Origin of the sequence: Perlucidibaca aquatica (assembly GCF_001676655.1) — a bacterium.
Classification (GTDB): Bacteria; Pseudomonadota; Gammaproteobacteria; order Pseudomonadales; family Moraxellaceae; genus Perlucidibaca; species Perlucidibaca aquatica.
Genome location: NZ_LZDB01000001.1, coordinates 720,877 through 740,448, shown reverse-complemented (window position 1 = coordinate 740,448; position 19,572 = coordinate 720,877). Strand labels below are relative to the sequence as shown.

General features: G+C 55.7%; 15 protein-coding genes. All 15 read right to left on the bottom strand.

All coding sequences use genetic code 11. The annotated features are described in order from the left end of the window. Positions 1-55: 55 nt before the first annotated feature. Positions 56-1,993 carry a hypothetical protein gene (locus A8710_RS03575; protein ID WP_068858088.1) on the bottom strand — a complete coding sequence of 646 codons (1,938 nt, stop codon included), beginning with the start codon at positions 1,991-1,993 and terminating at the stop codon, positions 56-58. A 58-nt stretch (positions 1,994-2,051) separates the two neighbouring features. Next, a complete protein-coding gene (locus tag A8710_RS03570) occupies positions 2,052-2,273 on the bottom strand; it encodes a hypothetical protein (RefSeq protein WP_157686265.1) in 222 nt (73 codons plus the stop codon). A 3-nt stretch (positions 2,274-2,276) separates the two neighbouring features. Next, on the bottom strand, positions 2,277-2,792 hold the full coding sequence (locus A8710_RS03565) for a hypothetical protein (protein WP_068858086.1): 516 nt from the start codon (positions 2,790-2,792) through the stop codon (positions 2,277-2,279). A 16-nt stretch (positions 2,793-2,808) separates the two neighbouring features. Next, positions 2,809-3,819 (bottom strand): DUF2589 domain-containing protein, encoded by a 1,011-nt coding sequence (locus tag A8710_RS03560; RefSeq protein WP_068858085.1) that lies wholly within the window; start codon positions 3,817-3,819, stop codon positions 2,809-2,811. A 164-nt stretch (positions 3,820-3,983) separates the two neighbouring features. Further along, complete coding sequence (locus A8710_RS03555) at positions 3,984-4,673, bottom strand: response regulator transcription factor (RefSeq protein WP_068858084.1); 690 nt, start codon at positions 4,671-4,673, stop codon at positions 3,984-3,986. A gap of 197 nt (positions 4,674-4,870) precedes the next feature. Beyond that, on the bottom strand, positions 4,871-5,212 hold the full coding sequence (locus A8710_RS03550) for an ESPR domain-containing protein (RefSeq protein ID WP_068858083.1): 342 nt from the start codon (positions 5,210-5,212) through the stop codon (positions 4,871-4,873). A 203-nt stretch (positions 5,213-5,415) separates the two neighbouring features. After that, entirely contained in the window at positions 5,416-5,694 is a 279-nt protein-coding gene (locus A8710_RS03545) for a helix-turn-helix domain-containing protein (RefSeq protein WP_068858082.1), read from the bottom strand. Continuing rightward, a complete protein-coding gene (locus A8710_RS03540; protein WP_068858081.1) occupies positions 5,694-6,245 on the bottom strand; it encodes a HipA domain-containing protein in 552 nt (183 codons plus the stop codon). The genes A8710_RS03545 and A8710_RS03540 overlap by 1 nt, the downstream gene beginning before the upstream one ends. A gap of 139 nt (positions 6,246-6,384) precedes the next feature. Continuing rightward, positions 6,385-7,083, bottom strand: a complete 699-nt coding sequence (locus A8710_RS03535; RefSeq protein WP_068858080.1) for a response regulator transcription factor — start codon at positions 7,081-7,083, stop codon at positions 6,385-6,387. After that, entirely contained in the window at positions 7,068-8,909 is a 1,842-nt protein-coding gene (locus A8710_RS03530; protein WP_198341604.1) for a sensor histidine kinase, read from the bottom strand. The genes A8710_RS03535 and A8710_RS03530 overlap by 16 nt, the downstream gene beginning before the upstream one ends. 133 nt (positions 8,910-9,042) lie before the next feature. Further along, positions 9,043-11,448, bottom strand: coding sequence for a TonB-dependent receptor (locus A8710_RS03525; protein ID WP_068858078.1), 2,406 nt, complete (start codon positions 11,446-11,448; stop codon positions 9,043-9,045). Between the two features lie 94 nt (positions 11,449-11,542). Next, positions 11,543-12,964: an FAD-dependent oxidoreductase gene (locus tag A8710_RS03520; RefSeq protein WP_068858077.1), complete on the bottom strand. Its 1,422-nt coding sequence runs from the start codon at positions 12,962-12,964 to the stop codon at positions 11,543-11,545. Positions 12,965-13,029: 65 nt separating this feature from the next. Continuing rightward, positions 13,030-17,496, bottom strand: coding sequence for a glutamate synthase large subunit (gene gltB / locus A8710_RS03515; RefSeq protein WP_068858076.1), 4,467 nt, complete (start codon positions 17,494-17,496; stop codon positions 13,030-13,032). Between the two features lie 205 nt (positions 17,497-17,701). After that, positions 17,702-18,436, bottom strand: coding sequence for an SPOR domain-containing protein (locus A8710_RS03510; RefSeq protein WP_068858075.1), 735 nt, complete (start codon positions 18,434-18,436; stop codon positions 17,702-17,704). Next, positions 18,436-19,539, bottom strand: coding sequence for a 3-dehydroquinate synthase (gene aroB / locus A8710_RS03505; RefSeq protein ID WP_068858074.1), 1,104 nt, complete (start codon positions 19,537-19,539; stop codon positions 18,436-18,438). The genes A8710_RS03510 and aroB overlap by 1 nt, the downstream gene beginning before the upstream one ends. Between the last annotated feature and the right edge of the window lie 33 nt (positions 19,540-19,572).

Genomic DNA, 19,572 nt, shown 5'->3' with positions numbered 1-19,572 from the left:
CGGTCTACATTGCGCTATATTGCATGATCCGACTGAACGTCCCAAAAACGCTTAGCTACTTGCCGCGCCTGAATCTATCTGGACTCAACGCCCTAGAGAAATCAAGCTGATTTCTGCGCGGTAGCGCCGTGGCTTTGCTATCAACCTCGGGCATAACTGAGGTAAGCCTTAGAATTGCGCTGATTCTTGAATGCACATAATTTCTGGCATGCGAAGCAAATAGCGCATCAGGGAAGTACTCATCATACAAACTCATGTTCAACAGCTGATCAGCTGATGTTAACCGGAAGTCAACCCCTTTCTTACGAAACCTTAAGTCAACCGCCTTAACCAAAAAGTCTCGCATGAAATCATTCTGCTTTACCTGTGTTTCACAGGTGTCGCCTACTAGGCCTTTGTAAAGCGTAGACTCGCCTTTTCCGCTCAAATCCGCATCCGTTACGGCAGATGTTGCCGCACTGCCACATGGGTGCATGTCATGCAGCATTTGTATCAGGGTAACAAGCGCAACAATCTTATTAAAGATATTACGTTTATCATAATAAGCATTTTCTCTTTGCCAATTTGAGCTCCAGAGTTCAGCAAAAAGATTAACCCCCTCGCGCACCCGCCCAGCTTCATCTTCATTTTGACCAACGATATTATTAAGCGCCAACGGATCCGAAAGCAAGGATCGTACCAGTTCATTTTTGGCTACAATATTTCCGCCAGATACACCACGACAGATTGAAAGCATGACCATCAGAATTTCTTGGATTACCATATTGACATCTTGAACATACTTCTTTGCTACATCGGCAGTCTTCTTTGCATTTTTTGACACGCTAGCGACCGTGAATCTATAGTGCTGCAGGACAGTAGCTTCTGAAATCATCACTAACTTGGAGCCATCGTAAAATTGGCTTTTAACTCCATATATTCCACTGATCGTAAATACGACATAACTAATCAATCTTCTTATTTTAAGAGCCTCAATACCAGAGCTCATTAATGATCCCGCATCCAAACTACTTATGGTAAAATCAGCGCGAGAAAATCTTTCATCGGAAAGGCAGCGCTTCATAAAACTGATGTTAGACCTGACAGAAAGCACCCTAGCTATTGTATGAGGCCCCTGCCCGCCTGAATCATCATGATATGAATAGTACGTGGGAGTCCGGCATGCTTGAATCCTAGAAAATGCCTGCGAAAAAGCCTTTTCAAAACTCTGCGCCGAAATAGCATCCTTTCTTATTCTTTTAATAATCTTTATGATATCTCTAGAGGATCTGGGGACAGAATTCAACTTTTTTTTCAAGGCACTCAGGAGTACATTGAGCTTGTCCGTGCTGCTGAAATAAAATTTATGTCTTGTATAAAGAAGCCTTATTAGAGCCTGCACATATTGGAAGTCACTTTTTGCCTGAGCCAAGTCATCATAATCCCCCATCGACGTAATAATCTGACCTATATCATAGTCGACCTCTAAAAAAATCAACTCAAGAGCTTTATCCATCTCATGAATAATTGGCTCATTATAATCATCCATTTTATCGGCGAGCTTAGCGTCTCTTTTTGCAAGTCCAGACTGCTTTAACCCTCCACCAAATAACTCTTCTTTGAACTGCTCATAGACGCTCTTGTTATAAATCCCATAAATCAAAAATAACTTCAGCTTATACACATCTTCATTATCAGAAACTATACTAATTCCACTCTTAATCGAGTGGCTTGATTTAGGTCCTGCAGGACGCTGCCTTCTTGTTTTATAAGTCCTATTCCCTGAAAACTCAAACTCTGCATCTACTTCAACAACATTTTTAATTAGAATATCCACATACTCAGATGCCAACTCATCGACATCTCGTTCGATATAAGCATCATTTATCAAGGCAGAAATTCGACTTTCAGATTTACCAGTCGCTGATGCAGATTTTATAGAAAATTTTACTCCGTTAGTGATGGTATAGGAGTTATCGTATTCATAAACAACATCACCAATTGTGATATCCACGATCTCACTCCCTCATATCAAATCATCTAGTACGAAAGTCGCATTTCGAGAAATATCTCTACCGCCTAATAGCGTTCAACTCATTATTGAGTTTTGCGGCCAGATCAAGAACTTTGGCTCCCTTCGCATCCATCACCATGGCGAAGTCCATGCCGCAAAAAGTACATTGCGCCTTTCTTCCGGCCAGCAACATGGCTAGGCTGGTCTTGATGCGTTTCTGTGGGTTTTTTGGCTCATTGCATTTTGGGCAAGGGAAACCGGCTACTTCAGATAGATTCATCATTTACTCCTTATTTGTTTTTTTCGTGTCAAAGCAGGCCGAGTCATGTTCGACCTCATGCGAAACTACAGAAAACTCAGCGAGCCGATTGATCGCTAGGGCACCGCCGCTTGCTGGCAACTCACCTAGACTCAGGGTGAACTCCAAGTTTGTTAACGCCGTACTACCGCCAGATCCATCCACTGTCAGCGCGGGAGCTACCCAGAGCTCCGCTGACTGACTAGCATGAAGCGCAACAGACATGCGAACAGTTGCCTCACGCACACCCAGAACTCCATGATTCATAAACAACGCCTTGGGAATGCCGTGAAATTGCTTCTTCAACACACCATCACGATTGCTGTAAGTAGAAAATCGCACATAGGAAGGCTCATCGATCGCAGCGCGATTCGATGCAGCAACCGCCTCGACTTCTGCGCCCGAACACAAATTTGCCAACGACGCTTCACGTGCAGCGTCGTTGGCTTCATTGAGTGCCTGCACGACACCGCGCAACATTGCCTCCAGCTTGACGCTCATGCGCAGCCAGCCCGATTCAGGCTACACTCACATCAGTCAGCTTGATACTCGACTTCTTGTCGCAAGTCAGCGAGGCTTGATATTGACCCTGCTTCACCTCCCCGCTTGTCTTCTTGAACACCACCGCGCCAGCGTCTTTTTTCAGGGAAATGACACTCTTCTTTGTGCCGTCATCCATGGAGAGCTCTATAGTTATTTCAGTATCCACATCCGCAGCATTTATTCGATCTAGCTTCAGCCCCTTTTCAAAGTCGGCAATCTTGTATATCGACTTCTCCAGCCGATAGTCTGCATTCGAACGTCGTGCATGCACGCTCTCTTCAAGCATATTCATGACCTTAGCCAAGCCTCTGGGCATGCCTACATTTGATGCGCGCATGCGCACTGCCATGTTGTAGTTGGCATTGATACTTTCTGTTGTGTCGGAGTGCACCGTTTGGTTACTGGTGATACCGGTATCAACCTTGAATTTGCCCCACCAGCTGCTGGCCTCGGTTATGCCGTTGTAGTTCACCTGGTTATCGGTGTTTTTGTCTGCTGTGGTAACGGCGGCAATGTTCACGTTGAAGTCAATATCGAGATTATCGACTTGCATATAAGGGATCGGAAGAATAGAGATCAACGGCACCTCAATAGTCTCCGAGCCTTCAATGGTTGAGTACGAAAACTTTATATAGATAACTTCATTCGAAGAAGTCTTAACACCAGTACCGCCTTGCTCTGAGGCTACCTTGCCAATGACATCACTGCCATACAACGCAGTCAGCACGAAATTGAGGGTAGACATGGCAGAGCGTGTTTGTGCCTCAACCGCCGCCGTCAAGGGAGCCCCCAGCAACACACCAAACGGCAGTGCCGACAGCAATTGCACTGCATCTTTTTGTGCATTGTGCGGCTCATCACCAACAAGCGGCGGACCACCTGCAGGCCCACCAGACCCTGCCTCTGCCACAAGCCCACTCTCGGACTGCCCTTCTGTACTTACCGGCGTAACGTCAACGCTTGCATCCAGAATGTCATCGGTCATGTCAAATCCCCTAGGCTGGTATCAGTCGTGCTGTTCCATGTCCGGAACAGCTAATAGGGTTTTACGAAACCACCACAGGAGATTTATTGCACAATCTTGCATAAAAGCGCGTTTGCTGAGACTTTAAAGCAACCACTGATCGGCCGATAAAATGCGAAAACCAGCTAAATCAGCATAATTGGCAACGTGAGGCGATAACCGAGACCACGATGCGCGGCAACCAAATTGTTGACACCTTCTAGTTGCTGGCATTTCACGCGTAGACGGCTGACCAAGACGGTCAGATTCTCACGACTCGCCACCCGACTTCCGCTGTTGAGCAGCTCGCTGAGTAAGTATTCGCTGTCGGCCTCGCGCTCTGGAGCCAGTGCCAGCAGCTCCAGCAGCCGCAGCTCGCTGGCAGTTAGCCGACAGCTATCGCCCTCCGGCCCGCTCAGCAGACCTTGAGCGCGATCCAGCTGCAGCTGCCGAGGTGCCTTGCGCTGCATTCGCTGACCCAAATTGGTGATCACCGCGACTAATTCCTCTGCGTTAGTCGGCTTGGTCAGGTACACATCAGCGCCAGCCTGATACCCCTTCGAGCGGTCGGCACCACGGGTACGCGCTGTAAGCATGATGATACCGATGCCGGGGTGACTTTGTCGTAACCGAGCCGCGATGCTGTAGCCATCCTCGTAGGGCAGATTAACGTCGAGAATGGCGATATCAGGGGTATGCCTGCGTAGCCAAACGCTAAGCTCCTCGCCGCAGTCCACACCGTGCGCAACCCAGCTGGGACGGTTCAAGAAGCTGACCATTTCTGCCCGAAGTAATTCGTTATCTTCTACCACAATCAGCGTTAGTTCGGTAACCATAGCGTGAGTACCACCCATTCCTTGTCTGGCGTGAAGCCGGCTTCTCCGCCCAGCTGGCGAGTTACACTACGAACCCAGTAAAGCCCCAACCCCAAACCGCTACAGTGCATGGCCGATGGCCAATGGCGACCCAATAATACTTGGCAAACACGCAACCAGTATCTAAGTAGCCCACCGCGCCCATCAGATTACGCGCTTCAAGTTGCCAACGTTTGGTGTCTGTTGTGAGCAAGAGTGTAATGGTCAATGCCTTGGCCGATGCTAAAGCTCTGCCAGTCAATCGCGGCTTTGTCGCTGCCCTGCACAATATTTAGCGCATTGCCGGCCTGCTGGATGCTGGCCTGACCGGCCACTACCACACCGCCGGTGGGCAACACGGCCCAGGCGGCGGGTGCCGCTAACGCTGCCCGACGCGCCTTGCGTACCTGCTGCGAACTGCCGGCTTTGCCCCGGCCCCGCGTGGCTTCAGACGCTACCTGCCAAAAGCCCAGCGTGGCGTTCCAAACAATACGGTAGACGTGGTTGAGGGATGAGTTCATGGCAAAGCTCCGAGCTTTATTCAAGATTTGGGGCGGAGCTTAGCAACCGATTTTTCGCGAACATTACAGAACTTTACAACGGAGGGGTAAAACAGCCTGAATTGGGGGGAAACGAGCAAATCAGGCGATGAGTGGCAGAAAAATTGCGATGAACGGCACAGCACAGCCTTTGCAAATGAGCTGCCGGCCCGAGCGATGCAAGCTCATGCCATGACAACACCCAGTCGAAGTCCGAAGGGTTTCAAAAGCTGCTCGGCGACATCCATGGTTGGATTAGCCCTCCCTTGCTCAATTTCTTGAAGGTAGCGCACAGATAAATGGATCATGCGGGAAATCTCCGGGCGCGTGACACGCAGCCCAGTCCGCAACAACCTGAGCACCTCAGGTAAAGGCAGGCCGGGGCACGCCTCCATTTTCCGGTAAACAGCCAGACGCGCCTCCATCTGCTGCGTGGGGGTCATGGCGTGAAATCGTTTATCCACTAACGAGCCTCCGTCAATGTCTGCATGCAGTCTTCATAGGGCTTAACGATCCGGCCCATGACCGGCGCTGGACAGTCGTGCCGGCGAAGTAACTCGGGCAGGCTCGACAGCTTGTTCTGCCACTCGGGAATACGATCCAGTAGTCGCGCTTGCGGCAAAATCTGTGCCTCATCCAACTGCTCGGCGACACGCCGCCAATCTGGGCGCGAACCATTCTTCTGGCCCCAAGTCATGCGTCGGCTAATGCCATCTGGATGCATCATCATGGGCGCGAAGTCGAAGAGGGGAGCCAACTGGATAAGACCGTCATCCAATCGTTGAACGGCCGTGTTACGGCCGTGGTTATCACGATTGCCCAAGGCAAGGTTCAACAGGTCGCGCCAGACATACGCGAGGATCGTCTCTTCTGGGTCCGTGGCGATGGCCTTGAGCTTCAGACACGCCTGCCGGTGATTCAACTCCGCCTCAATACCGAGACAGCCAGCCGCGGCGTAGAGGCTTTCCTGAGCGATCCGATGAACACCGCCGTTCCCCCGCTTGCCATCGTTCAATGTGAATCTTCATTACGGCATCCGCAGCGCACGTTTAAGTGCAGAATAGTACATAAAAGGCACCAACAATGCCTTTTTGATTAAAGCGCCATCACCTCACTACGCGTCAAAACTTCCGCTCATTCACGCGCTGTTGGCGTTAGTTCAGCACCACGGGAACGCTTAATCGATAGCCTATGCCTCGGTGTGCCACCACGATATTGTCCACCGCCAGCGCTTGCTTACACTTTTGCCGCAAGCGCGTGAGGGCCACGGCAAACGCATCTTTGCTGACCTCTCCGCTTTTTCCTAAGCTCAGCTGGGCGAGCACATAGGCCGTGTCCGCGAGCTGTTGTGGCGCAAGCGCGAGCAGCTCAATGAGCCGTGTTTCCGTAGCTGTGAGCTGACAGCTCACGCCCTGCTGGGTTTGCAACACGCCAGTAGCACGGCACAACGTAAACTCAACCTCACGCACAGGCTCCGCCACCGGTAGGCGTCGGGCCAAATTCTCAATGACGCTAATCAGCTCAGTGGTACTGGTAGGTTTGGTCAAGTAAACATCGGCACCGCTCTGATAGCCGGCCGCACGCTCACCACGCAGCACGCGCGCACTGAGCATCACGATGCCCACGGCGGGGTAGCTGCTGCGCAGCCGGTTGGCAATGCTGTAACCATCTTCATAGGGCAAGTTCACATCCAGCACGGCGATATGGGGCGTGTACTGCTGTAACCATTTATTCAGCTCCTCCCCACAATCCACGCCATGTGCTTGCCAACCTGGCCGCGTGAGAAAGCTGACCATTTCTTCGCGCAGCAGCTCGTTGTCTTCCACCACAATCAGGCTTAGTTCGGTAGCCATAAGGTAAACACCACCCATTCTTGGTCGCGCGCATAGGTCGCATCGCCGCCGAGTTGCCGTGCCGCGCCGCGCACCCAATAAAGGCCTAAACCTAAGCCACTGCGACGCATGGCCAAGGGTGAGCGATAGTATTTGTTAAAAATTTGGTCGGCATCCGGGAAGCCCACCGCTCCGACCCTACTGCGCACGGAGAGCTCCCAACCTTGGGCATTGGCGTTCAGCTGCACGAGAATCGGTGAGCCTTCTGGCGCATATTTCACCGCGTTGTCGACCAGGTTGCGCAGCATCATGCTGAGCAAATGCGTATCAACCTGTACCAACAGCGCGTCGGGGGCGGTGATGTGCAGGCGTGCCACGGCGGCATGCGCCGTAGCAAATTCCTGCACCCAGGCCGCCACATTCACTAAGGCCTTTTCAGCCACTAAGGCACCTTGCTCCAGGCTATCAATCTCCACGCCGCGTTCCAGCACGTCATCAATATCATCTACCAAGCCATGCACGCGCTGCAGGCGTTGGCTGACTTGGGCATCGGCATCTGGCAGCGTATTTTCCAGGTTCGCCACAATCATGCGAATGCTGCTGAGCGGGTTTTTCACCTCATGCAAGACCATGCCTAAGAAGCCTTGGGTTTCTTCGTGACGGCGTTGTGATTCTTGCAAATCGCGCTCGGCATCGCGCTTTTGTAGGGCCAAGCGCTGGGCGTCCTCCATTTTCATCTGGGTATTGCGCCACAAGATCAGCATCAGCAAAAACATGGAAAATAAGCTAGCAGGCAGGCTGGGGTACAGCGTCGCCAAATTGCCCGTTTGTTGCTGAAACACCATGGGAATGCCCCACCACACAAAATACGCCACTAGCCCGAGGTAGGAGGTACGAAAAACCCACAGCGCGAAACGATCGGGATGCCTTGCTTTGATCGCAATAAGAACGCCCCAACACGCAGAGGCCGTGATTAAAAAGTTATTGATGGCCATAGCGCTATCGCCATGACCGATAAAGATGAGCCCCACGAGCAGCGGAAATGCGAACAAAATCGTTGTGTTAAACGCGTAAATCCAACGCGGCAACGCGAACAGACTGAAGACCAGTCGATGCAAGATCGTCGCCAAAAACAGATAGCCGACGTTGGCATACAACAATAGCGTGTTCACGACGTTTTCACTGCTTGGAAACAGCAGGCGTGACGCCAAGCCCATTTGCAAGCTCAGCACCAATATACCCACGACATTGCAGATGGCATCGAAGCCCCATAAGCCATCTCGGGTGTTCACATAGAGTAAGGCCGAAAAAATGGTTAACACGAGGCCAATGCCGATAAAGCCACCACTCACCAAGCTCAGTAACGCATCGAACTCCATGCTGTTTTGCTGACTGATGACTTGCACATGAAGTGGTGTGGTCGGCGATTGCACGCGCACATAGACCGTGCTGCGCGCTTGCAGACTGGGCTCCAGCGCCACAATAGGCGTAAGGGCTTTAATGTCGCGCTGGTTGTAGGCTAACCGGCTACCCGTTTCGGCGCGTTGCCATTGGCCATTCCCTCCGTTCCACCATACTTCCGCGTAGTGCAGAAAGTTGGGTTGAAACATTAATACCCACGCTTGATTGCGTTCTGCTGGAGCCGGTGCCATCGTGAGTTTCAACCAGAGGGGGCGGCTGTTGTTACCTGCAAACAAGGGCCCTTCGTAAGGGGTAAACGCTTGCTGCTGAATGGATTGAATCGTGTGCTCGGCGGTACTGTCTTTGTAATAGGCGCGATCCACTATGAGGTCAGTGTAGTGCGCCTTCATGGGCAAACTAAAGAGCCATGTGAGTGCCAAGACCATCAAGACACCTAACAGCAATGAGCCGTGGGAATTTCGCCAAGCCAACATCTGCGTCATAACCGATTAAGAAGAAGCTGCATGATACCAAGGCCAGCGCCGCCAAAATTACAAAAAATTACATAGCAAGCCCGACCTACCACGTTAATCGCAGCGTGCCGCCAATGATGCGAGGCTCACCGGCATAAGCACCGTAGGAGCCTACGCCGTATATAGTCAAAATAGCGTCCACATAGTCTTGATTGAACAGATTGCGCACAAAGAATGAGGCATCCCAGCCACTTTGTGACGCCAAGCCGAGGCGTGCACCGGCCACCCCATAGCCCTCTACCACGCTGTTGCGGCTGCGCTCGAGGGTGGCATTAAAGGTGGATCGATAGTGGTAATCGACTATGGAATACGCCGTATACCCTCCCTCTAAGGCCCAGCGCTTTTGCACGCCGACATTGCCGCTCCAACGCGGGGCATTGGCTAGCGGCTCTCCGCTGAGATCGCGCGTGTTTTGTTGCGAGTCTTCATCGGGCGCATTTTTAAAGTCTTCGGTAATGGCGCGGTTGTAGGCGATGCCCGCACGGACATCAAAATTCTGGGGCAACGCCAATTGCATATCCACATCCACGCCACTTAAGCGCACACGCCCCACATTCAGTAAGTTGTTTAGGCGCGGATTGGGAATAAATGTCGGGCTTTCGTCAAAGGTCAGGGCTTGATAGTCGGTCACATAAGTATCGTAAAGAGCCACATTCAACAGCAGGCGGTCCGACCAGAGCTGGGACTTCAAACCCAGCTCAAGGGCATCCGCCACTTCCGGCCTAAACATCGGTTTTACACGCTCACCGGTCACGCCTAAGTTGACGCCGCCGCTTTTTACGCCCCGGCTGTAGGTTAGGTAGGTCATGAGCGAAGGTGACCAGCGCCAGGCGAGACCGGCATTCCCCGAAACTGCGTCCTCCTCTATGGCCAGCTTGCGCTCAAATTCGCCGCCCACGGTGTCATCTAAAAGCTGATTAAAGGTCAAGCTACTGACTTGGCTTCCCAACAGCGGAGCGAGCAGCGCCAAGTTGTTGGTCAGTGCTAAGGGGCTGGCATTGGGGTTGCCGCCCGAGCGCCGACGACGCACCTCGGTGTCTTTCCACTCAACGGTGTAGCGCAAGCCAAGGCTAACATCGAGCTGATCGGTCGCATGCCAATTCAACGAGCCAAATCCCGCCACACTGGTGGCTTTTTGCTGGAAAGGCGTACGCGTTTCCATACCGGCCAGAGTCTCTGGCGGGATTAATGTATTGAGTAGCAGCCCGGTATTTTCTTTGTTGGCAAACGGAATATTTTCCCGAATAAGCCCACCAAAAATCCATTGCGACATATCTTCGCCCAGCCGCACATACTCGGAGCCTCGCGTGTTTTGGTTCAACACATAAAGCCCCAGCACAGTCTCGGCATGTTGCCAGCGGGAGTCGATACGCAACTCCTGACTCAACTGCGTTTGCGCGCTGCTGGTGCCGCTCACGACTAAATCCAGCGAGGTGTTGTCTTCCGTGATCGGTTGAAACTGAAAGTCGCGAAACGCACTGATGCTGACCAAGCGATGACGCAGATCAAAGTCCCACTGCGTTTCATTCGATAGGGCATATTGCTCCGCTTGCGAACTGGGGCGCACATTCAGGTCGGCGATGCGATCAAACGGATTGCCCGACACGCGCTGGTAGCCAACATATTCATCCCGGGCTTTGACCGTTTTGCTGGGCTCGCCGAATAACGGAAAGGTGCAGCAACGCTCATCCAAGCGGCTGTATTCGGCAATCACACGCGATGACAGCTTCGTGGTGGGCGCCCACAGCAATTGTCCGCGCACACCCTCACGATGTCGGTCATTGTATCGCTCACCGTTGAAGCGATTTTCGACGAGACCATCCCGCTCGTTGTGCCATGCCGTGAGTCGCAAGGCCGTTGTGCTGCTAATAGGGCCGGTGACGGTTCCGCGAAGTTGCGCCATACCTTCGCTGCCCCAACTGGCTTCCATCCGTGCTTCTGGAGTGAATTGAGGTTTTTGCGTGATGACATGAATCGTGCCGGCGGTGGAGTTTTTGCCAAATAACGTACCTTGTGGGCCGCGGGCTACTTCAATCCGCTCGATATCAATCAGGTCGGTAATGCTCATGCTCTGGCGGCCCAGATAAACACCGTCCACAAACAGCCCTACGCTGCTCTCTAAACCTTCGTTGAACGAGCTTGAGCCCAGACCACGCAGGGTGAACTGCGCCAAACGCGGGTTAGGGACTGCAACTTGTAAGCCTGCGACCACTTGCTGCAGTTCTTGTGCGGTGGTGATACCGGCCTGACTCAGCGTTTCGCCACTGATGCTGGCCACTGAAATGGGCACATCCTGCGCGGACTCTTCCAACCGACGCGCCGTGATAGTGATGGTATTTAGGGACTCTTCTGACGCCGTAAATGCTGTGCTGGCTTGTGCGCTGGGCAGTGGCAGCAGCAAGGAACACCACGCACAGACATTGAGGAATTTGGCAGTACCGCTCACACGCATAATTCGCTCTCAGTTCGACTGCTGTGTCGTATACCATAAAAAAACCGGGCACTGCATTTCTGCAGGCCCGGCTTTTTTCAGACCAACAACCCGCTCAGACGTCGAGGTAGTCGAGGATGCCCTCGGCGGCCTGACGGCCTTCCCAGATGGCCGTTACCACCAGATCGGAGCCGCGCACCATGTCGCCACCGGCGAACACTTTCGGGTTGCTGGTCTGGTGCTTGAACTTGCCCTCGCCCGGCGCGGTGACGCGACCTGAGGCATCCATGTTCACACCCAGATCGGCAAACCACGGCGCTGGGCTCGGGCGGAAGCCGAACGCCAACACCACGGCATCCGCTGGCAGGATCTGCTCGGAGCCGGGAATCGGTTCCGGACTGCGACGACCACGGGCATCCGGCGCACCGAGCTGGGTTTCCACGACTTTCACACCGGTGACCTTGCTGCCATCGCCAACGATCTCGATGGGCTGACGATTGAACAGGAACTCGACGCCTTCTTCGCGGGCATTCTTCACTTCGCGCACCGAACCGGGCATGTTGGCTTCGTCGCGGCGATAGGCACAGCTCACACTCTCGGCACCCTGACGGATGGAAGTGCGGTTGCAGTCCATGGCGGTATCGCCGCCGCCGAGCACGACGACCTTCTTGCCGGCCATGTCGATGTAGTCCGCCGGGCTCTTCTCGAAGCCGAGGTTGCGATTGACGTTGGCGATCAGGAAGTCGAGGGCATCGTAGACGCCCGGCAGGTCTTCGCCGGGGAAGCCGCCCTTCATGTAGGTGTAGGTGCCCATGCCCATGAACACGGCATCGTATTCGGCCAGCAGGTCCTCGATCTTCACATCGACGCCGACATCCGTGTTGAGACGGAATTCGATGCCCATGTCGGTGAAGATTTCACGGCGACGCGACATCACCGCCTTTTCCATCTTGAACTCAGGGATGCCGAAGGTCAGCAGGCCACCGATCTCCGGGTTCTTGTCGAACACCACGGCCTTCACACCGCTGCGCGTGAGCACATCGGCGCAACCCAGACCGGCCGGGCCGGCACCAATGATGGCAACTTTCTTGCCCGTCGCTACCACGTGCGACAGGTCAGGACGCCAGCCCATGGCAAAGGCGGTATCGACGATGTACTTCTCGGTGTTGCCAATGGTGACCGCACCGAAACCATCGTTCAGCGTGCAGGCGCCTTCGCAGAGGCGATCCTGCGGGCAGACGCGACCACAGACCTCCGGCAGCGTGTTGGTCTGGTGACAGAGCTCGGCGGCCTCAAAAATACGGCCTTCCGAAATCAGCTTGAGCCAGTTCGGAATGTAGTTGTGCACCGGGCACTTCCACTCGCAATACGGATTGCCGCAATCCAGACAGCGGTGCGATTGACCCTCCACTTCGGGCTTCGCAAAGGGCTGGTAAATCTCGACGAACTCCGCCGTGCGGACATCAATCGGCTTCTTCGTGGGGTCCTGACGGGCCACATCGAGGAACTGGAAATCGTTGTTCAGGCGCTCTGCCATGATCTTGCCTCAATACCTGTTCGGGCGTTCAGCACGCGCCGAGGCTGACCCCGGCGCATACACAATTACTGTGGGTTCGATACCGTGTTCTTGAGCAGTTCTTTCAAGTGCGCCGCCTTCGGCTTCACCAGCCAGAACTTACGCTGATACTCGTCGAACTGCTCGAGAATCTCGCGACCCCAAGCACTGTCGGTCTCCGCCACATACTCTTTCAGTACGGACTTGAGATGCTGACGGTGCGGGCCCATGGGCTCGGTGCTGATGCGATGCAGCTCAATCAGCTCATGGTTGCAGTGGTCGAAGAAATTGTTGTCGAGGTCGAGCACATAGGCGAAGCCGCCGGTCATGCCAGCACCGAAATTCAGGCCAGTACGGCCGAGCACGGTAACCAGACCACCGGTCATGTATTCGCAGCAGTGGTCGCCCGCGCCTTCAATGACCGCTTCGCAACCCGAGTTGCGCACGGCAAAGCGCTCGCCCGCCGTGCCAGCAGCGAAGAGCTTGCCGCCGGTAGCGCCGTACAGGCAGGTGTTGCCGATGATGGCCGTATCTTGCGACTTGAACACAGCACCCTGCGGCGGACGAATCACGACCTTGCCGCCGGCCATGCCCTTGCCCACGTAATCGTTGGCATCGCCTTCAAGGCGCAAGTTGAGGCCGCCGGCATTCCACACGCCGAAGCTCTGGCCGGCAGTGCCGGTGAAGTTCAGCGTGATCGGCGCATCGGCCATGCCTTGGTCGCCGTGGCGCTGGGCGATCTCGCCCGACACGCGCGCACCGATGGAACGGTCGCAGTTGCCAATGCGGAAGTCGTAGCTGCCGCCCGTCTTGCCTTCAATCGCCGGCAGCACGTCGGCCACGATGAGCTCAGCCAGCACGCCCTGATCGAACGGCTCGTTCTTCGACTGCATGCAGAACTGCGGCTTGTCGGCCGAGATGTGATCGTTCTTCAGCAGCGGCATCAGGTCGAGGCGCGACTGCTTGCCGGTTTCACCCGGCAGCATTTCCAGCAGATCAGTACGACCAATCAGCTCGGCCAGCGAGGCTACACCCAGCACCGACAACCACTCGCGGGTTTCGGCAGCGACGAACTTGAAGAAGTTCATCAGCATTTCCGGCTCGCCGATGTAGTGGTCCTGACGCAGCTTGTCTTGCTGCGTGGCAACACCGGTGGCGCAGTTATTGAGATGGCAGATACGCAGGTATTTGCAGCCCAGCGCGATCATCGGCGTGGAGCCGAAGCCGAAGCTCTCGGCACCGAGGATGGCCGCCTTGACGACATCGAGACCGGTCTTGAGACCGCCATCGGTTTGCACGCGCACCTTGCCGCGCAGGTCGTTGGCACGCAGCGCCTGCTGGGCTTCGGACAGGCCGAGTTCCCACGGCGAGCCGGCGTAATGGATCGAGCTCAGTGGCGATGCCGCAGTACCGCCGTCATAACCGGAGATGGTGATGAGGTCGGCATAGGCCTTGGCCACACCGGCAGCAATCGTACCGACACCCGGCTCGGACACCAGCTTGACCGACACCAGCGCGCGCGGATTGACCTGCTTGAGGTCAAAGATCAGCTGCGACAAATCTTCAATCGAGTAGATGTCGTGATGCGGCGGCGGTGAGATCAGCGTCACACCCGGCACCGAGTGGCGCAGACGCGCGATCAGTGCGTTGACCTTGCCGCCCGGCAGCTGGCCGCCCTCGCCCGGCTTGGCACCCTGAGCGACCTTGATCTGCAGCACTTCGGCGCTGGCCAGATACGCCGGCGTAACGCCGAAACGACCGGAAGCGACCTGCTTGATCTTGGAGTTTTTGAGGGTGCCGTAGCGCACCGGGTCTTCGCCGCCCTCACCCGAGTTCGAGCGACCGCCCAACGTATTCATGGCGATGGCAATCGACTCGTGCGCTTCCGGCGACAATGCACCCAGCGACATGCCGGCGGAATCGAAGCGCTTGAGAATTGCCTCCAGCGGCTCGACGTCGTTGATCGGCAGCGCCTGCGCGGCTTTTTTCAGCTGCAGCAAGTCACGAATGGTCGCCACCGGACGCTGGTTGACCAGATCGGCATAGGCCAGATAGTCCGTGTAGTCGCCCGAGCGCACGGCGGTGTGCAGCGTGTTGATCACGTCCGGATTGAAGGCGTGGTACTCCTTGCCGTAGACGAACTTGAGCAGACCGCCCTGATCCAGCGACTTGCGTGCCTTCCAGGCATCGTCGGCGAGCAGGCGTTGATCGCCTTCGATATCGGCAAAGTTGGCGCCCTGAATACGACTCGGCACGCCCTTGAAGCAAGTCTCAACCACGTTGCTGTCGAGGCCAACGGCTTCGAACAGCTGCGCGCCACGGTAAGACGCAATCGTGGAGATGCCCATCTTCGACATGATCTTCAGCAGACCCTTGTCGATGCCCTTGCGGAAATAGCCCTGCGCTTCCAGCGGATCGCCGAGGATTTCGCCGTTGCGTGCCATGTCGGCAATGATGTCGTAGGCCAGGTACGGGTACACGGCGCTGGCACCGAAGCCGATGAGCACGGCAAAGTGATGCGGATCGCGGGCAAAGCCGGTTTCGACAATGATGTTGGCATCGCAGCGCCAGCCGGCATTCATCAGGTGATGATGCACAGCACCGGTCGCCATCAGCGCACTGATCGGCAGGAAGCCGGCACGGATGGCACGGTCCGACAGCACCAGCTGCGAGCGACCCGCACGCACAGCGGCCTCGGCCTGCGCACAGATACGCTGGATGGCTGCCTGCAGACCTTCGCTTTCGGCGTAATTGAGGTCGATGACCTCGAAGCCGTAGCCCGGCAGATCGATCTGCTTGAGCTGGGCGAACTTCGAGTGCGACAGCACCGGGCTCGACACGATGACGCGGCGAGCATGCTCCGGCGTCTCTTCGAAGATGTTCATCTCCGGGCCGAACGCGGTTTCCAGCGACATCACGATGGCTTCGCGCAGCGGGTCAATCGGCGGGTTGGTGACCTGCGCGAACTGCTGGCGGAAATAGTCGGCCTGATGACGGACGCGACGCGACAGCACTGCCATCGGCGTGTCGTCGCCCATCGAGCCGACGGCTTCCTGGCCGGACTCGGCGAGCGGACGGATGATCTGGTCGCGCTCCTCGAAGGTGACCAGGAACATCTTCTGATAGGTGTTCAGGCTATTGCGGTCGATATTGCCGAGCAGGGACTTTTCCAGCTCGCTGTCGGTCTCGACGCGACGCGCTTCCTGCCGCAGCCACTGCTTGTAGGGCTGGGCATTTTTGAGCAGGGCATCAACAGCATTGTTGTCGAGCAACTCGCCCTTTTGCGTATCGATGGCGACGATCTTGCCCGGGCCAACACGGCCCTTGGACACGACATCTTCCGGCTTGTAATCCCAGACGCCGATTTCCGAGGCCAGCGTGATGTAGCCGTTCTTGGTGATAACCCAGCGTGCCGGACGCAGACCGTTACGGTCGAGCATGCACACGGCATAGCGACCGTCGGTGATGACCAGACCGGCAGGGCCGTCCCAGGCTTCCATGTGCTTGGCGTTGTATTCGTAGAACGCGCGCAGGTCGGCGTCCATCGACTCCACGTTCTGCCAGGCCGGCGGCACCAGCATGCGCAGGGCACGGAACAGGCCCATGCCGCCGCCGAGCAGGATTTCCAACATGTTGTCCATGGACGACGAGTCGGAGCCGGTACGGTTCACCAGCGGCGTCAGCTCGGTGAGACCGGGCAAATCTGGGTGCGTGAACTTAGGCGTACGCGCCACGGCCCAGTTACGGTTACCGCTAACGGTGTTGATTTCACCATTGTGAGCGAGGTAACGGAACGGCTGCGCCAGCGGCCAGCGCGGCAGCGTGTTGGTCGAGAAGCGTTGGTGGAACACGCAGATATGCGTTTCCAGACGCTCGTCGCCGAGATCTTTGTAGAACACCGGCAGGTCGGCCGGCATCACCAGGCCCTTGTAGGAAATGACCTGAGTGGACAGCGTGGTGACGTAGAACAGCGGGTCAGTCTTGAGCTGCTGTTCGGCACGGCGGCGTGCCATAAACAGCTTGCGATTGGCCTCGACCTCATCCATCGAGCCGGCATTAACCAGCACTTGCTCGAACACCGGCAGCGAACGCAGGGCGATTTCGCCGAGGATGCTGTTGTCGGTGGGCACCGTGCGCCAGCCAGCCAGCGTCAGGCCTTCAGCCTCAACTTCCTTTTTCAGGATAGCGCGGGCGTTGGCAGCCAGGGCGGGGTCGGTATTGAGAAACACCAAGCCGACCGCAAAGGTATCGGTCAGGGTGACACCCAGCTCTTCCTGGGCAACGGCACGGAAGAAGGCACGCGGCATCGCCAGCAACAGGCCGCAGCCGTCGCCAGTCTTACCATCGGCGGCAATAGCACCGCGATGGGTCATGCAGCTGAGTGAATGAATCGCTGTCTGGACCAGATGGTGACTGGTCTCGCCCTTCATCTGTGCGATGAGGCCGAAACCGCAGTTGTCACGAAACTCATCCGGGTGGTACAGACCCGCGTTGACGACCGGCTGCTCTAGCATCAGTTATACCTTGGAAAACAAAGGTTTAAGAATTCTTACGCGCAGGCAAAAACCGCGCTGGGCGCAAAATTGGACGCGTATAGTAGGTGAAAAGGCGTTTTCACTCAATTGATGCAAGCCGCTCAGACCGCCTCATTTCATAAAATTTGCCAATTAACCTCTACTCACGGAGCAAGTTTCAGGCCAGTCCCTGGCCTTGCCGACCCTACAAGGTGTCGACAGGGATTGCACCTGGGGTGGAATTTGCCTTGGGCTGCACCGGAATGACCATAGGCGACGAGCCTGTCGGCACTTGGAGTGCGGGGTCATCATCGGTAATAGTTGATGGGGGGTTAGCAGGCGCCGCCATACCCTCAGCAGCCCCCTGCAACGAGACTTCAGCGGCAAATGCTGCCTCTGCGTCACTTTGTAGCGCGCCCCAAGCCCGTGGCATTTTTCCGGGCAGGCCAGTCAACGCAGCCGCCACTTCTTCTGCTTGCTGACGACTGGCAAATTGGCCATAGGTCAGCACGTAACGTGGGCCGGACGATGAACCATCTGCCGCATCAACCGCCGCCGGCAGCACCACATAGTAAAATTGATCCTTATCACTGCGGCTCGACAGCAGATCACCGATACGGCGCTCATCCCCAAACACGGCAATCTGCAGAGTGAAGCCGGCGGCATCCTGCGATAGCAGCCAGGCCTTATCACGATACTGTGCCGTTCGCTGTGGCGCCGAAGCCTCGATAGGCACAGGTTGCGCGCCACCGTTGTCTTTCACCAACGAGGGCAACGCACCAAAGCTGTCACTAAAGCCTGCCTCGCCAAAACCCACATTCGCCAAAATACGTTCCTGGAACAGCGCCTTCACCGGCGTTTGCAACCACAAGCCCAGCACGCCCAGCACGAATAAAACTAAAAAGGCATTGCCTAATCGTTGTTGCGACTTTGCCGTCATCAGCCCACTACTCCTTCACACGCGGCAACTAACGTGGCCTGCAAATGCGCGGGCGACGCTTGATCGGTAACAATCGCCTCACCCAATTGCTTCAACAGCACCAGGCGCAAACGACCATCCACATTCTTTTTATCCACCGCCATGTGCTGCATAAATATCGCAGGCGTCATGCCGGCAGGAGCGGCCACGGGCAGCCCAGCACGCAACAGCAGGGCTTTCACGCGCGCCACATCCGCAGGCGTGAGCCAGCCTTCACGACAAGACAGATCCGCTGCCAGCAACATGCCTGCGCCCACCGCTTCGCCATGCAGCCACTCGCCATAGCCCATACCGGTTTCAATAGCATGGCCAAAGGTATGGCCCAGGTTAAGCAGCGCTCGGATATCGTTTTGTTCAAACTCATCGGCAGCCACTACATCCGCCTTGTTTTGGCAGGAGCGCTCAATGGCTTCTGCCAGCAAGGACGAATCCCGTGCCATCAGCCCTTCCATGTGCGCCTCCAGCCAGCACAGAAAGTCGAGGTCGCGAATGAGTCCGTACTTAATGACCTCGGCCAGCCCCGCCGATAATTCGCGCTGCGGCAAGGATTTCAACACGCCGGTGTCGGCAAGCACGACGCGAGGCTGCTGAAAGGCCCCGATCATATTTTTGCCCAGCGGATGGTTAATGCCTGTTTTCCCGCCCACCGACGAATCGACCTGAGAAAGCAAGGTGGTCGGCACCTGAATAAAATCGACGCCGCGCTGATAGCAGGCCGCCGCGAAACCGGTCATGTCGCCGATAACGCCGCCGCCCAAGGCAATCAGGGTGGCTTTACGACTAAAGCGAGCCTGCAATAAGGCATCGAAAATCTGATTTAAATGCTGCCAATCTTTGTATTGCTCGCCATCGGGTAGCACGACCTCGGCCACCGTCAATCCGGCTGACAATAAGCTGGTGCGCAGAGTCTCGGCATAAAGCGGCGCAACGGTTTCATTGCTGACCAGCAACACCTGTTTGCCGCGAATATGCGGCAACACCAAGTCCGCTCGCGCCAGCACACCATCCCCAATATAAATGGGGTAACTGCGATCGCCCAAGGCCACATTTAACACGGTATGCATTTCAATCTCTCAGTCTGCCAGCACGCCAAACAC

Bases quoted from the DNA above. Each gene is read 5' to 3' on its own strand.
- A8710_RS03570 (WP_157686265.1), bottom strand. From the start codon at position 2,273: ATGAATCTATCTGAAGTAGCCGGTTTCCCTTGCCCAAAATGCAATGAG.
- A8710_RS03565 (WP_068858086.1), bottom strand. From the start codon at position 2,792: ATGAGCGTCAAGCTGGAGGCAATGTTGCGCGGTGTCGTGCAGGCACTC.
- A8710_RS03560 (WP_068858085.1), bottom strand. From the start codon at position 3,819: ATGACCGATGACATTCTGGATGCAAGCGTTGACGTTACGCCGGTAAGT.
- A8710_RS03555 (WP_068858084.1), bottom strand. From the start codon at position 4,673: ATGGTTACCGAACTAACGCTGATTGTGGTAGAAGATAACGAATTACTT.
- A8710_RS03550 (WP_068858083.1), bottom strand. From the start codon at position 5,212: ATGAACTCATCCCTCAACCACGTCTACCGTATTGTTTGGAACGCCACG.
- A8710_RS03535 (WP_068858080.1), bottom strand. From the start codon at position 7,083: ATGGCTACCGAACTAAGCCTGATTGTGGTGGAAGACAACGAGCTGCTG.
- A8710_RS03530 (WP_198341604.1), bottom strand. From the start codon at position 8,909: ATGGTCTTGGCACTCACATGGCTCTTTAGTTTGCCCATGAAGGCGCAC.
- A8710_RS03525 (WP_068858078.1), bottom strand. From the start codon at position 11,448: ATGCGTGTGAGCGGTACTGCCAAATTCCTCAATGTCTGTGCGTGGTGT.
- A8710_RS03520 (WP_068858077.1), bottom strand. From the start codon at position 12,964: ATGGCAGAGCGCCTGAACAACGATTTCCAGTTCCTCGATGTGGCCCGT.
- gltB (WP_068858076.1), bottom strand. From the start codon at position 17,496: ATGCTAGAGCAGCCGGTCGTCAACGCGGGTCTGTACCACCCGGATGAG.
- A8710_RS03510 (WP_068858075.1), bottom strand. From the start codon at position 18,436: ATGACGGCAAAGTCGCAACAACGATTAGGCAATGCCTTTTTAGTTTTA.
- aroB (WP_068858074.1), bottom strand. From the start codon at position 19,539: ATGCATACCGTGTTAAATGTGGCCTTGGGCGATCGCAGTTACCCCATT.